This is a genomic window from Pectobacterium parvum (assembly GCF_020971565.1).
Taxonomy (GTDB): domain Bacteria; phylum Pseudomonadota; class Gammaproteobacteria; order Enterobacterales; family Enterobacteriaceae; genus Pectobacterium; species Pectobacterium polare.
In genome coordinates, this window is the sequence record NZ_CP087392.1 from 730,924 (window position 1) to 743,573 (window position 12,650).

A 12,650-nucleotide genomic window follows, 5' to 3' on the forward strand; every position below is an offset into this window, starting at 1 on the left:
TCGGAGGAGAAGAACAATGGCAGTTGTTAAATGTAAACCGACATCTCCGGGTCGTCGCCATGTAGTTAAAGTGGTAAACACGGAGCTGCACAAGGGTAAACCATTTGCCCCGCTGGTAGAAAAAAACAGCAAATCCGGTGGCCGTAACAACAATGGTCGCATCACTACCCGTCACATCGGTGGTGGTCATAAGCAGGCTTACCGTATTGTTGACTTCAAACGCAACAAAGATGGTATTCCAGCAACTGTTGAACGTCTTGAGTACGATCCGAACCGCTCCGCGAACATCGCGCTGGTTCTGTACAAAGACGGCGAGCGCCGTTACATCCTGGCCCCTAAAGGCCTGAAAGCTGGCGACCAGATCCAATCTGGCGTTGATGCTGCGATTAAAGCGGGTAACACCCTGCCGATGCGTAACATCCCAGTTGGTTCAACGGTCCACAACGTAGAAATGAAACCAGGGAAAGGTGGCCAATTGGCTCGTTCTGCTGGTACTTACGTTCAGATCGTTGCTCGTGACGGTTCTTACGTTACCCTACGTCTGCGTTCTGGCGAAATGCGTAAAGTCGAATCCGACTGCCGCGCTACGCTGGGCGAAGTTGGCAACGCTGAGCACATGCTGCGCGTTTTGGGTAAAGCTGGTGCTGCACGCTGGCGTGGTATTCGTCCTACCGTTCGCGGTACGGCAATGAACCCAGTTGACCACCCACACGGTGGTGGTGAAGGTCGTAACTTTGGTAAGCACCCGGTTAGTCCGTGGGGCCTTCAGACCAAAGGTAAAAAGACCCGCAGCAACAAGCGTACTGATAAATTTATCGTACGTCGCCGTACTAAATAATCTTAGAGGATAAACCATGCCACGTTCTCTCAAGAAAGGTCCATTTATTGACCTGCACTTGCTGAAGAAGGTAGAGAAAGCGGTGGAAAGCGGAGACAAGAAGCCTTTGCGCACTTGGTCCCGTCGTTCAACGATCTTTCCAACTATGATCGGTTTGACCATCGCTGTCCATAATGGTCGTCAGCACGTTCCGGTGTTTGTTTCCGATGAAATGGTCGGTCACAAACTGGGTGAATTCGCGCCGACTCGTACTTATCGCGGCCATGCGGCCGACAAAAAGGCCAAGAAGCGCTAAGGTAGGAGGAAGAGATGGAAACTATCGCTAAACATTGCCACGCTCGTTCTTCTGCTCAAAAGGTTCGCCTGGTGGCAGACCTGATTCGCGGTAAGAAAGTGTCGCAAGCTCTGGAAGTTCTGACCTACACCAACAAGAAAGCTGCTGGTCTGGTTAAAAAAGTGCTGGAGTCTGCAATTGCTAACGCAGAACACAACGATGGCGCTGACATTGATGATCTGAAAGTCGCGAAAATCTTCGTTGACGAAGGCCCAAGCATGAAGCGCATTATGCCGCGTGCTAAAGGTCGTGCGGATCGCATCCTGAAGCGTACCAGCCACATTACTGTGGTTGTGTCCGATCGCTGAGACTCTGGAGACTAGCAATGGGTCAGAAAGTACATCCTAATGGTATTCGCCTGGGTATTGTCAAACCTTGGAACTCTACCTGGTATGCGAATACCAAAGAATTCGCTGACAACCTAGACAGCGATTTTAAAGTTCGTAAATACCTGACGAAGGAACTGGAGAAGGCTTCCGTTTCTCGTATAGTTATCGAGCGTCCGGCAAAAAGCATCCGTGTGACTATTCACACTGCTCGCCCTGGCATCGTGATCGGTAAAAAAGGTGAAGATGTTGAGAAACTGCGCAAGGTCGTAGCGGATATCGCTGGCGTACCTGCACAGATCAATATCGCAGAAATTCGTAAGCCTGAACTGGACGCAAAACTAGTTGCTGACAGCATCACTTCTCAGCTGGAGCGTCGTGTGATGTTCCGTCGTGCTATGAAGCGTGCTGTACAGAACGCCATGCGTCTGGGCGCTAAAGGTATTAAAGTTGAAGTAAGTGGCCGTCTTGGCGGCGCTGAAATCGCGCGTACCGAATGGTACCGTGAAGGTCGTGTTCCATTGCATACACTGCGTGCGGATATCGACTACAACACCTCCGAAGCGCACACCACTTATGGTGTTATCGGTGTGAAAGTGTGGATCTTCAAAGGTGAGATCCTGGGTGGTATGGCTGCCGTTGAACAACCGGAAAAACCGGCTGCTCAACCTAAAAAGCAGCAGCGTAAAGGCCGCAAGTAAGGAGAGTCGCTGATGTTACAACCAAAGCGTACAAAATTCCGTAAGGTGCACAAGGGCCGCAACCGTGGTCTGGCGCAGGGTACGGATGTTAGCTTCGGCACTTTCGGTCTGAAAGCTGTTGGCCGCGGTCGCCTGACTGCTCGTCAAATCGAAGCTGCACGTCGTGCCATGACTCGTGCTGTTAAGCGTCAAGGTAAGATCTGGATCCGTGTATTCCCGGACAAACCGATCACCGAGAAACCGCTTGAAGTTCGTATGGGTAAAGGTAAAGGTAACGTGGAATATTGGGTTGCCTTGATTCAGCCAGGTAAAGTCCTGTACGAAATGGACGGTGTGCCGGAAGAGTTAGCCCGTGAGGCATTCCAACTGGCAGCAGCGAAACTGCCTATCAAAACCACCTTTGTAACTAAGACGGTGATGTAATGAAAGCAAATGAGCTGCGTGAAAAAAGCGTCGAAGAGCTGAACACTGAACTGCTCGGCCTGCTGCGCGAGCAATTTAACCTGCGTATGCAGGCTGCCAGTGGTCAGTTGCAACAGACTCACCTGGTAAAACAAGTGCGTCACAATATTGCACGTGTTAAGACTTTACTGACTGAGAAGGCGGGTGCGTAATGACCGATAAAATCCGTACTCTGCAAGGTCGTGTTGTAAGCGACAAAATGGAGAAATCCATGGTTGTTGCTATCGAACGTTTTGTGAAACACCCGCTTTACGGTAAATTCATTAAGCGTACGACTAAGCTGCACGTACATGACGAGAACAATGAATGCGGCATCGGTGACGTGGTTGAAATCCGCGAATGCCGTCCGCTGTCCAAAAATAAGTCTTGGACACTTGTTCGCGTTGTAGAGAAAGCGATTCTGTAATAAAGTAGCGCTCTTCTCTTATGGTAAACGGCTCTGTAAAGGGCCGTTTATTTTTTCTACCCAAACCAAGGAAGCGGTGTTATAATGCCGCGCCCTCAATTATGGGGTATTTAATGGCCCGAAAGGGTCCTAGAGTAGTAGTTGACAAGCGGAGCACTAAAATGATCCAAGAACAGACTATGCTGAACGTGGCCGATAATTCGGGTGCACGTCGCGTAATGTGTATCAAGGTTCTAGGTGGCTCGCACCGTCGCTACGCAGGCGTCGGCGATATCATCAAAATTACCATCAAGGAAGCAATTCCTCGCGGTAAGGTGAAGAAAGGCGATGTTCTGAAGGCGGTAGTGGTGCGCACCAAGAAGGGTGTTCGTCGCCCGGACGGTTCTGTCATTCGCTTCGATGGCAATGCTTGCGTTATTTTAAACAATAACAGCGAACAGCCTATCGGTACGCGTATTTTTGGGCCGGTAACTCGTGAACTGCGTAATGAGAAGTTCATGAAAATTATCTCTCTGGCACCAGAAGTACTTTAAGGAGCGAATCATGGCAGCGAAAATCCGTCGTGATGACGAAGTTATTGTGCTAACCGGCAAAGATAAAGGTAAGCGCGGTAAAGTAAAAAATGTCCTGTCTGCTAGTAAGGTCATTGTTGAAGGTATTAACTTGGTTAAAAAACATCAGAAGCCGGTTCCGGCTCTGAATCAACCAGGTGGCATCGTTGAAAAAGAAGCTGCAATTCAAGTTTCTAACCTTGCAATCTTCAATGCGGCAACTGGTAAGGCTGACCGTGTAGGCTTTAGATTCGAAGACGGAAAAAAAGTCCGTTTCTTTAAATCTAATAGCGAAACTATCAAGTAATTTGGAGTAGTACGATGGCGAAACTGCATGATTACTACAAAGACGAAGTAGTTAAAAAACTCATGACTGAGTTTAGCTACAATTCTGTCATGCAAGTCCCTCGGGTCGAGAAGATCACCCTGAATATGGGTGTTGGTGAAGCGATCGCTGACAAGAAACTGCTGGATAACGCAGCAGCCGATCTGGCAGCAATCTCCGGTCAAAAACCGTTGATCACCAAAGCACGCAAATCTGTTGCAGGCTTCAAAATCCGTCAGGGCTATCCGATCGGCTGTAAAGTAACTCTGCGTGGCGAACGCATGTGGGAGTTCCTTGAGCGTCTGATTTCCATTGCTGTACCGCGTATTCGTGACTTCCGTGGCTTGTCCGCAAAGTCATTCGATGGTCGTGGTAACTACAGCATGGGTGTGCGTGAGCAGATCATCTTCCCGGAAATCGACTACGATAAAGTCGATCGCGTTCGTGGTTTGGACATTACCATCACCACTACTGCGAAATCCGATGATGAAGGCCGTGCGCTGTTGGCCGCCTTTAACTTCCCATTCCGCAAGTAAGGTAGGGTTACTAATGGCTAAGCAATCCATGAAAGCACGCGAAGTTGTTCGTGTGAAACTGGCTGAAAAATACCGCGCTAAACGCGAGGAATTAAAAGCTATCATCTCTGGTGTGAACTCATCCGACGAAGATCGTTGGGATGCGGTTCTTAAGCTGCAGACTCTGCCGCGTGATTCCAGCCCGTCTCGTCAGCGTAACCGCTGCCGCCAAACTGGTCGTCCGCACGCTTTCCTGCGGAAGTTCGGGTTGAGCCGTATCAAGGTCCGTGAAGCCGCTATGCGCGGTGAAATTCCGGGTCTGAAAAAGGCTAGCTGGTAATTGTCACCAATTGAATCACGGGAGTAAAGACAGATGAGCATGCAAGATCCGATCGCGGATATGCTGACCCGTATCCGTAACGGTCAAGCCGCGAACAAAGTTGCGGTCACCATGCCTTCCTCCAAGCTGAAAGTGGCAATTGCCAACGTGCTGAAGGAAGAAGGCTACATTGAAGATTTCAAAATCGAAGGCGACACCAAGCCAGTTCTGGAATTAGAACTTAAATATTTCCAGGGTAAGGCAGTGGTAGAAAGCATTCAGCGAGTAAGCCGTCCAGGTCTGCGCATCTATAAAAGAAAAGATGAGCTGCCAAATGTTATGGCCGGTTTAGGTATTGCTGTTGTTTCTACCTCTAAAGGTGTTATGACTGATCGTGCAGCTCGCCAAGCTGGTCTTGGTGGCGAGATTATCTGCTACGTAGCTTAATCGGGAGGAAAAATGTCTCGTGTTGCAAAAGCACCCGTCGTCATTCCTGCCGGCGTAGAGGTAAAACTCAACGGTCAGGATGTTTCGATTAAGGGTAAAAACGGCGAGCTGAGTCGTAAGATCCATGATGCTGTTGAAGTGAAACAAGCTGACAACGCTCTGACTTTCGCTCCGCGCGAAGGTTTCGTTGACGGATGGGCCCAAGCGGGTACCACTCGCGCTCTGTTGAACGCAATGGTTATCGGTGTTACCGAAGGCTTCACTAAGAAGCTGCAACTGGTTGGTGTTGGTTACCGTGCTGCTGTTAAAGGCAATGTGGTTAACCTGTCTCTTGGGTTTTCTCACCCAGTAGAGCATGCACTGCCGGCAGGTATTACTGCAGAATGCCCAAGCCAAACTGAAATCGTACTGAAAGGTGCTGATAAGCAGGTTATTGGTCAGGTTGCTGCGGAATTACGCGCCTACCGTCGTCCTGAGCCTTATAAAGGCAAGGGTGTCCGTTACGCCGACGAAGTCGTGCGTACCAAAGAGGCTAAGAAGAAGTAAGGTAACACTATGGATAAGAAAGCAGCTCGTATCCGTCGTGCGACCCGCGCACGCCGCAAGCTCCAGGAACTGGGTGCGACGCGTCTGGTGGTACATCGTACACCACGCCATATTTATGCGCAGGTCATCGCACCGAACGGTTCTGAAGTCCTGGTAGCCGCTTCTACTGTAGAAAAAGCTATCGCTGAACAACTGAAGTCTACCGGTAATAAAGACGCAGCTATCGCAATAGGTAAAGCTATTGCAGAACGCGCGTTAGAAAAAGGCATCAAAGATGTCTCTTTCGACCGTTCCGGTTTCCAATATCATGGTCGAGTCCAAGCACTGGCAGATGCTGCCCGTGAAGCTGGCCTTCAGTTCTAAGGTAGAGGTGTAAGATGGCTCACATCGAGAAACAAGCTGGCGAACTGCAGGAAAAGCTGATCGCGGTAAATCGCGTATCTAAAACCGTTAAAGGTGGTCGTATTTTCAGCTTCACCGCACTGACTGTAGTGGGTGATGGTAACGGCCGCGTTGGTTTTGGTTACGGTAAAGCTCGCGAAGTTCCAGCAGCGATCCAGAAAGCGATGGAAAAAGCCCGTCGCAATATGATGAATGTCGCGCTGAACAACGGCACCCTGCAGCACCCGGTTAAAGGTGCTCACACGGGTTCTCGTGTGTTCATGCAGCCAGCTTCCGAAGGTACCGGTATTATTGCCGGTGGTGCAATGCGCGCCGTTTTGGAAGTTGCAGGGGTTCACAACGTATTGGCTAAAGCCTATGGTTCCACTAACCCGATTAACGTGGTTCGTGCAACGATTGATGGTTTGGCCAATATGAAGTCCCCGGAAATGGTCGCTGCCAAGCGTGGTAAATCCGTTGAAGAAATTCTGGGGTAATGACCGTGGCAAAGACTATTAAAATTACTCAAACCCGTAGTGCAATCGGTCGTCTGCCGAAACATAAGGCGACACTGCTTGGCCTGGGTCTGCGTCGTATTGGGCATACAGTTGAACGTGAGGATACTCCTGCGGTTCGCGGTATGGTCAACGCGGTTTCCTACATGGTTAAAGTAGAGGAGTAACAGATGCGTTTAAATACTCTGTCTCCGGCCGAAGGTGCTAAACACGCACCGAAGCGTTTAGGTCGTGGTATCGGTTCTGGCTTGGGCAAAACCAGTGGTCGTGGTCACAAAGGTCAGAACTCTCGTTCTGGCGGTGGCGTACGTCGTGGTTTTGAAGGTGGTCAGATGCCTTTATATCGTCGTCTGCCGAAATTCGGTTTTACTTCTCGCAAAGCGATGATCACGGCAGAAGTTCGTCTGTCTGATTTAGCTAAAGTAGAAGGCGACGTGGTTGACCTGAATACGCTGAAAGCCGCTAATGTTATTGGCATTCAGATTGAGTTCGCGAAAGTGATTCTGTCTGGTGAAGTTGCTCGTCCGGTAACGATTCGTGGTCTGCGTGTCACTAAAGGTGCTCGTGCTGCTATCGAAACTGCTGGCGGTAAAATTGAGGAATAAGTAGCAGATGGCTAAGCAACCAGGATTAGATTTTCAAAGTGCTAAAGGCGGAGTTGGTGAACTGAAGCGCAGACTTTTGTTTGTTATCGGTGCGCTAATTGTTTTCCGTATTGGCTCTTTTATCCCAATTCCTGGTATTGATGCCACTGTGCTTGCCAAATTGCTTGAACAGCAGCGAGGCACCATCATTGAAATGTTTAACATGTTCTCTGGTGGTGCTCTCAGCCGTGCTTCTATCTTTGCACTGGGTATTATGCCGTATATTTCGGCGTCGATTATTATCCAGTTGCTGACGGTGGTTCATCCCGCGTTGGCAGAAATAAAGAAAGAAGGGGAAGCTGGCCGTCGTAAGATAAGCCAGTATACTCGCTACGGTACCTTGGTATTGGCTATATTCCAGTCGATCGGTATTGCTACCGGTTTGCCGAATATGCCTGGAATGCAAGATTTGGTGATAAACCCAGGCTTTGCTTTCTACTTTACTGCTGTTGTGAGCCTAGTTACTGGGACAATGTTCCTGATGTGGCTAGGAGAACAGATTACGGAACGTGGTATCGGTAACGGTATCTCGATCATAATCTTCGCTGGTATTGTTGCGGGACTACCGCCGGCCATTGGCCATACCATCGAGCAAGCTCGGCAAGGCGACCTGCACTTCCTCCTGTTGCTGTTGGTTGCAGTTTTAGTGTTTGCAGTAACCTTCTTCGTTGTTTTCGTTGAGCGTGGTCAACGTCGTATCGTTGTTAACTATGCAAAACGTCAACAGGGTCGTCGTGTTTATGCAGCACAGAGTACGCATTTACCGCTGAAGGTGAACATGGCTGGGGTTATCCCTGCAATTTTCGCCTCCAGCATTATTCTGTTCCCAGCCACGATTGCATCTTGGTTTGGGGGCGGTACCGGTTGGAACTGGCTGACAACTATTTCGCTGTATTTGCAGCCCGGACAACCGCTTTATGTGTTACTCTATGCGTCTGCAATCATCTTCTTCTGTTTCTTCTACACTGCGTTGGTTTTCAACCCTCGTGAAACAGCAGATAACCTGAAGAAGTCCGGTGCATTCGTGCCAGGAATTCGTCCGGGAGAGCAAACGGCGAAATATATCGATAAAGTGATGACTCGCCTTACTCTGATTGGTGCGATGTATATTACTTTTATCTGCCTGATCCCGGAGTTTATGCGTGACGCAATGAAAGTGCCTTTCTATTTTGGGGGTACGTCTTTATTGATCGTTGTTGTCGTCATCATGGACTTTATGGCTCAAGTGCAAACTCTAATGATGTCGAGTCAATATGAGTCTGCTTTGAAGAAAGCAAACCTGAAAGGCTATAACCGTTAATTAGGTGAGCTTGAGAAGTTACGGAGAGTAAAAATGAAAGTTCGTGCTTCCGTCAAGAAATTATGTCGTAACTGTAAGATTGTTAAGCGTAACGGTGTCGTTCGTGTGATCTGCAGTGCCGAACCGAAGCATAAACAGCGTCAAGGCTGATTATCTCGAATATTTTTCTTGCAAAGTTGGATTGAGCTGGCTAGATTAGCCAGCCAATCTTTTGTATGTAGCTGCAACATTATTTGAGTATCCTGAAAACGGGCTTTTCAGAATGGTGTTGCCGTATAAAATTGTAGGAGTGCATAGTGGCCCGTATAGCAGGCATTAACATTCCTGATCATAAACATACCGTTATTGCATTAACGTCGATTTTCGGTATCGGTAAAACTCGGTCGCAGGCTATTTGTGCTGCAACAGGAATTGCCGAAAATGTTAAGATCAGTGAGCTGTCTGAAGAGCAAATCGATAAGCTGCGTGACGAAGTTGCCAAGTTTGTTGTAGAAGGTGATCTGCGTCGTGAAGTTACCCTGAGCATCAAGCGTCTTATGGATCTTGGTACTTATCGTGGTTTGCGTCATCGTCGTGGTCTGCCGGTTCGCGGTCAGCGTACCAAGACTAACGCCCGTACCCGTAAGGGTCCGCGCAAACCGATCAAGAAATAATCGGGGTGATTGAATAATGGCAAAGGCACCTATTCGTGCACGTAAGCGTGTCAGAAAGCAAGTCTCTGACGGTGTGGCTCATATCCATGCTTCTTTCAACAACACCATCGTAACCATTACTGATCGTCAGGGTAATGCGCTAGGTTGGGCAACTGCCGGTGGTTCCGGCTTCCGTGGTTCTCGCAAATCCACTCCGTTCGCAGCTCAAGTTGCAGCAGAACGCTGTGCTGAAGCAGTGAAAGAGTACGGTATTAAGAACCTGGAAGTTATGGTTAAAGGACCTGGTCCGGGCCGTGAGTCTACTATCCGCGCGTTAAACGCGGCTGGTTTCCGCATCACTAATATTACTGATGTGACTCCGATCCCTCATAACGGTTGTCGTCCGCCGAAAAAGCGCCGCGTATAACGCCGCTTTTAGGATTGTTGGAGAAAGAAAATGGCAAGATATTTGGGTCCTAAGCTCAAGCTGAGCCGTCGTGAAGGCACCGACCTGTTTCTGAAGTCTGGTGTTCGTGCGATCGATTCCAAGTGTAAAATTGAACAAGCTCCTGGCCAGCACGGTGCGCGTAAACCGCGTCTGTCTGACTATGGTGTACAGTTGCGTGAAAAGCAAAAAGTTCGCCGTATCTACGGTGTTCTGGAGCGTCAGTTCCGTAACTATTACAAAGAAGCTGCACGTCTGAAAGGCAACACAGGTGCAAACCTGCTGCAACTGCTGGAAGGTCGTTTGGATAACGTTGTTTATCGTATGGGTTTTGGTGCTACTCGTGCTGAAGCACGTCAGATGGTAAGCCACAAAGCTATCATGGTAAACGGTCGCGTTGTTAGCATCGCTTCTTATCAGGTATCCCCGAATGACGTAGTCAGCATCCGTGAGAAAGCGAAAAAGCAATCTCGCGTGAAAGCCGCTCTGGAGCTGGCTGAACAGCGTGAAAAGCCAACTTGGCTGGAAATTGATGCTGCCAAGATGGAAGGTGTGTTCAAACGTATTCCTGAACGTACCGATCTGTCTGCGGACATTAATGAACACCTGATCGTCGAGCTTTACTCCAAGTAAAGCTTAGTACCAAAGAGAGGACACAATGCAGGGTTCTGTGACAGAGTTTCTAAAACCGCGCCTGGTTGATATCGAGCAAGTGAGTTCGACGCACGCCAAGGTGACCCTTGAGCCATTAGAGCGGGGCTTCGGCCATACTCTTGGCAACGCACTGCGCCGTATTCTGCTTTCATCCATGCCAGGTTGCGCGGTGACCGAGGTTGAGATTGATGGTGTACTACATGAGTACAGCACCAAAGAAGGCGTACAGGAAGATATCCTGGAAATCCTGCTCAACCTGAAAGGGCTGGCGGTGAGAGTTCAAGGCAAAGATGAAGTTATTCTTACCCTGAATAAATCTGGCATTGGCCCTGTGACAGCAGCCGACATCATCCATGATGGTGATGTCGAAATCGTCAAGCCGCAGCACTTAATTTGCCACCTGACCGATGAAAATGCATCTATTAGTATGCGTATAAAAGTTCAACGTGGTCGTGGTTATGTGCCGGCATCTGCCCGTATTCATACGGAAGAAGATGAGCGCCCGATCGGTCGTCTGTTAGTTGATGCTTGCTACAGCCCTGTAGAGCGTATTGCCTACAATGTTGAAGCAGCTCGTGTAGAACAGCGTACTGACCTGGACAAGCTAGTCATCGAAATGGAAACCAATGGTACGATCGATCCTGAAGAGGCGATCCGCCGTGCGGCTACTATTCTGGCTGAACAACTTGAAGCTTTTGTTGACTTACGTGATGTTCGTCAGCCAGAGGTTAAAGAAGAGAAACCAGAATTCGATCCGATTCTGCTGCGCCCTGTTGACGATCTGGAATTGACTGTCCGCTCTGCTAACTGCCTTAAGGCAGAAGCTATCCACTACATCGGTGATCTGGTACAGCGTACCGAGGTTGAGCTGCTCAAAACGCCTAACCTTGGTAAAAAATCTCTTACTGAGATTAAAGACGTACTGGCTTCCCGTGGTCTGTCTCTGGGCATGCGCCTGGAAAACTGGCCACCGGCAAGCATTGCTGATGAGTAACCAGATCACAGGTTAAGGTTTTACTGAGAAGGATAAGGTCATGCGCCATCGTAAGAGTGGTCGTCAACTGAACCGTAACAGCAGCCATCGTCAGGCTATGTTCCGTAACATGGCTAGTTCTTTGGTTCGTCATGAAATCATCAAGACGACCCTGCCGAAAGCGAAAGAGCTGCGTCGCGTTGTTGAACCGCTGATTACTCTTGCCAAGACCGACAGCGTTGCTAATCGTCGTCTGGCATTCGCCCGTACTCGTGATAACGAGATCGTGGCAAAACTGTTTAATGAACTGGGCCCGCGTTTTGCGAGCCGTGCCGGTGGTTACACTCGTATTCTGAAGTGTGGCTTCCGTGCTGGTGACAATGCGCCGATGGCATACATCGAACTCGTTGATCGCTCAGTTTCGCAGACAGAAGAAGTTGCTACTGCAGAGTAATCTGTAAGAGCGTAAAAAAACCGGGGAAACCCGGTTTTTTTATATCTGAAATAAGTCATGCTTTCGCATAAATATACCTGGTAAGCAACTACTTGTGTCTGAGTGAACTGAAAAATACATCCCACCTGTTCTCATCTACCCATTTCGACTATATACTCTGCACGTTTTATTGATGTACATACCAACCCGAGTTCCTTAGGAGTAATGATGACCACATACCGACATAAACGTGGGGAAATTCAGGACAACGCCATTGAGGCATTGCTACATGACCCACTGTTTCGCCAACGAATTGAAGTGAATGAAAAAGGGAAAGGAAGCTATCGTAGAAAAGAGAAGCACATGAAGAAAGGTAATTGGGAGGCCAGTGGTAAGCAATCAAATGATTATTTACCTCTGGCCTTTCTACTTTCTGCGTAATGACACTGAGTCTAAGCAGAAACTAAATTCTTACTGTCTAGTCTGTTGTTCTTTTAGTAAGTCGCGAATTTCAGCTAAGAGCTTTTCTTCTGCGCTACGTTTTGGCGGTGCTGCAGGGATATCTTCCTGTTTGCGTCGCATTTTATTCATAAGCTTGATAGCTATAAAAATTGCGAAAGCGACGATGGTAAAGTCGAAAATATTCTGGATGAAAGCGCCATAGCTCATGACAACAGGGGGAATTTCGCCTTGGGCATCACGAAGAATTAGGCTGAATTGTTTAAAGTCGACCCCGCCAATCAAAAGCCCAAGTGGCGGCATAATAATATCTGATACCAGCGAAGAGACAATTTTGCCGAAAGCAGCACCAATAATGACACCCACCGCCAAATCGACAACGTTGCCACGCATGGCAAACACTCTGAATTCTTTGATGATGCTCATATCTGTTCTCCTTGCCAA

General features: G+C 48.6%; 26 protein-coding genes. 25 read left to right on the forward strand and 1 reads right to left on the reverse strand.

What is annotated here, in order from left to right; all coding sequences use genetic code 11:
- Positions 1-16 precede the first annotated feature (16 nt).
- From rplB to LOZ86_RS03380, 25 genes are all read left to right on the forward strand, one after another.
- Positions 17-838 (forward strand): 50S ribosomal protein L2, encoded by an 822-nt coding sequence (gene rplB / locus LOZ86_RS03260; RefSeq protein ID WP_039487903.1) that lies wholly within the window; start codon positions 17-19, stop codon positions 836-838.
- Between the two features lie 16 nt (positions 839-854).
- Positions 855-1,133, forward strand: coding sequence for a 30S ribosomal protein S19 (gene rpsS, locus LOZ86_RS03265; protein WP_039487905.1), 279 nt, complete (start codon positions 855-857; stop codon positions 1,131-1,133).
- A gap of 14 nt (positions 1,134-1,147) precedes the next feature.
- Positions 1,148-1,480 (forward strand): 50S ribosomal protein L22, encoded by a 333-nt coding sequence (gene rplV / locus LOZ86_RS03270; RefSeq protein WP_005970275.1) that lies wholly within the window; start codon positions 1,148-1,150, stop codon positions 1,478-1,480.
- Between the two features lie 17 nt (positions 1,481-1,497).
- Complete coding sequence (rpsC, locus tag LOZ86_RS03275; RefSeq protein ID WP_039487907.1) at positions 1,498-2,199, forward strand: 30S ribosomal protein S3; 702 nt, start codon at positions 1,498-1,500, stop codon at positions 2,197-2,199.
- Between the two features lie 12 nt (positions 2,200-2,211).
- Complete coding sequence (gene rplP, locus LOZ86_RS03280; RefSeq protein ID WP_005970273.1) at positions 2,212-2,622, forward strand: 50S ribosomal protein L16; 411 nt, start codon at positions 2,212-2,214, stop codon at positions 2,620-2,622.
- Positions 2,622-2,813, forward strand: a complete 192-nt coding sequence (rpmC, locus tag LOZ86_RS03285) for a 50S ribosomal protein L29 (RefSeq protein ID WP_005970272.1) — start codon at positions 2,622-2,624, stop codon at positions 2,811-2,813. The genes rplP and rpmC overlap by 1 nt, the downstream gene beginning before the upstream one ends.
- Entirely contained in the window at positions 2,813-3,067 is a 255-nt protein-coding gene (gene rpsQ, locus LOZ86_RS03290) for a 30S ribosomal protein S17 (RefSeq protein WP_010286161.1), read from the forward strand. Before rpmC ends, rpsQ begins: the two co-directional genes overlap by 1 nt.
- Positions 3,068-3,228: 161 nt before the next feature.
- Positions 3,229-3,600 carry a 50S ribosomal protein L14 gene (gene rplN / locus LOZ86_RS03295; RefSeq protein ID WP_000613954.1) on the forward strand — a complete coding sequence of 124 codons (372 nt, stop codon included), beginning with the start codon at positions 3,229-3,231 and terminating at the stop codon, positions 3,598-3,600.
- Between the two features lie 10 nt (positions 3,601-3,610).
- The gene (rplX, locus tag LOZ86_RS03300) at positions 3,611-3,925 is read left to right on the forward strand and encodes a 50S ribosomal protein L24 (RefSeq protein WP_005970267.1); all 315 of its coding nucleotides are present in this window, start codon (positions 3,611-3,613) and stop codon (positions 3,923-3,925) included.
- Positions 3,926-3,939: 14 nt separating this feature from the next.
- A complete protein-coding gene (rplE, locus tag LOZ86_RS03305) occupies positions 3,940-4,479 on the forward strand; it encodes a 50S ribosomal protein L5 (protein WP_039487909.1) in 540 nt (179 codons plus the stop codon).
- Between the two features lie 13 nt (positions 4,480-4,492).
- The gene (gene rpsN / locus LOZ86_RS03310) at positions 4,493-4,798 is read left to right on the forward strand and encodes a 30S ribosomal protein S14 (RefSeq protein WP_010286114.1); all 306 of its coding nucleotides are present in this window, start codon (positions 4,493-4,495) and stop codon (positions 4,796-4,798) included.
- A 33-nt stretch (positions 4,799-4,831) separates the two neighbouring features.
- Positions 4,832-5,224 carry a 30S ribosomal protein S8 gene (rpsH, locus tag LOZ86_RS03315; protein WP_039487911.1) on the forward strand — a complete coding sequence of 131 codons (393 nt, stop codon included), beginning with the start codon at positions 4,832-4,834 and terminating at the stop codon, positions 5,222-5,224.
- Positions 5,225-5,236: 12 nt separating this feature from the next.
- Positions 5,237-5,770 carry a 50S ribosomal protein L6 gene (gene rplF / locus LOZ86_RS03320; protein ID WP_005970259.1) on the forward strand — a complete coding sequence of 178 codons (534 nt, stop codon included), beginning with the start codon at positions 5,237-5,239 and terminating at the stop codon, positions 5,768-5,770.
- A gap of 9 nt (positions 5,771-5,779) precedes the next feature.
- Entirely contained in the window at positions 5,780-6,133 is a 354-nt protein-coding gene (gene rplR, locus LOZ86_RS03325) for a 50S ribosomal protein L18 (RefSeq protein WP_039487912.1), read from the forward strand.
- Between the two features lie 14 nt (positions 6,134-6,147).
- Positions 6,148-6,648 carry a 30S ribosomal protein S5 gene (rpsE, locus tag LOZ86_RS03330; RefSeq protein ID WP_005970257.1) on the forward strand — a complete coding sequence of 167 codons (501 nt, stop codon included), beginning with the start codon at positions 6,148-6,150 and terminating at the stop codon, positions 6,646-6,648.
- Positions 6,649-6,653: 5 nt separating this feature from the next.
- Complete coding sequence (rpmD, locus tag LOZ86_RS03335) at positions 6,654-6,833, forward strand: 50S ribosomal protein L30 (protein ID WP_004846568.1); 180 nt, start codon at positions 6,654-6,656, stop codon at positions 6,831-6,833.
- A 3-nt stretch (positions 6,834-6,836) separates the two neighbouring features.
- Positions 6,837-7,271: a 50S ribosomal protein L15 gene (rplO, locus tag LOZ86_RS03340; RefSeq protein WP_010286086.1), complete on the forward strand. Its 435-nt coding sequence runs from the start codon at positions 6,837-6,839 to the stop codon at positions 7,269-7,271.
- Between the two features lie 7 nt (positions 7,272-7,278).
- Positions 7,279-8,610 (forward strand): preprotein translocase subunit SecY, encoded by a 1,332-nt coding sequence (secY, locus tag LOZ86_RS03345; protein WP_010286083.1) that lies wholly within the window; start codon positions 7,279-7,281, stop codon positions 8,608-8,610.
- Between the two features lie 33 nt (positions 8,611-8,643).
- Positions 8,644-8,760 (forward strand): 50S ribosomal protein L36, encoded by a 117-nt coding sequence (gene rpmJ, locus LOZ86_RS03350; protein WP_002227352.1) that lies wholly within the window; start codon positions 8,644-8,646, stop codon positions 8,758-8,760.
- Between the two features lie 146 nt (positions 8,761-8,906).
- Positions 8,907-9,263, forward strand: a complete 357-nt coding sequence (gene rpsM / locus LOZ86_RS03355; RefSeq protein ID WP_005970252.1) for a 30S ribosomal protein S13 — start codon at positions 8,907-8,909, stop codon at positions 9,261-9,263.
- Between the two features lie 16 nt (positions 9,264-9,279).
- Positions 9,280-9,669, forward strand: a complete 390-nt coding sequence (gene rpsK, locus LOZ86_RS03360; RefSeq protein ID WP_002919257.1) for a 30S ribosomal protein S11 — start codon at positions 9,280-9,282, stop codon at positions 9,667-9,669.
- Between the two features lie 30 nt (positions 9,670-9,699).
- The gene (gene rpsD / locus LOZ86_RS03365) at positions 9,700-10,320 is read left to right on the forward strand and encodes a 30S ribosomal protein S4 (RefSeq protein WP_039487914.1); all 621 of its coding nucleotides are present in this window, start codon (positions 9,700-9,702) and stop codon (positions 10,318-10,320) included.
- A gap of 25 nt (positions 10,321-10,345) precedes the next feature.
- On the forward strand, positions 10,346-11,335 hold the full coding sequence (locus tag LOZ86_RS03370; RefSeq protein ID WP_005970247.1) for a DNA-directed RNA polymerase subunit alpha: 990 nt from the start codon (positions 10,346-10,348) through the stop codon (positions 11,333-11,335).
- A gap of 40 nt (positions 11,336-11,375) precedes the next feature.
- A complete protein-coding gene (gene rplQ / locus LOZ86_RS03375) occupies positions 11,376-11,768 on the forward strand; it encodes a 50S ribosomal protein L17 (protein WP_005970246.1) in 393 nt (130 codons plus the stop codon).
- A gap of 207 nt (positions 11,769-11,975) precedes the next feature.
- Positions 11,976-12,188, forward strand: coding sequence for an alternative ribosome-rescue factor A (locus LOZ86_RS03380; RefSeq protein ID WP_039487916.1), 213 nt, complete (start codon positions 11,976-11,978; stop codon positions 12,186-12,188).
- A 30-nt stretch (positions 12,189-12,218) separates the two neighbouring features.
- Here LOZ86_RS03380 and mscL read toward each other — a convergent pair whose 3' ends face one another.
- The gene (gene mscL, locus LOZ86_RS03385; protein WP_039487918.1) at positions 12,219-12,632 is read right to left on the reverse strand and encodes a large-conductance mechanosensitive channel protein MscL; all 414 of its coding nucleotides are present in this window, start codon (positions 12,630-12,632) and stop codon (positions 12,219-12,221) included.
- Between the last annotated feature and the right edge of the window lie 18 nt (positions 12,633-12,650).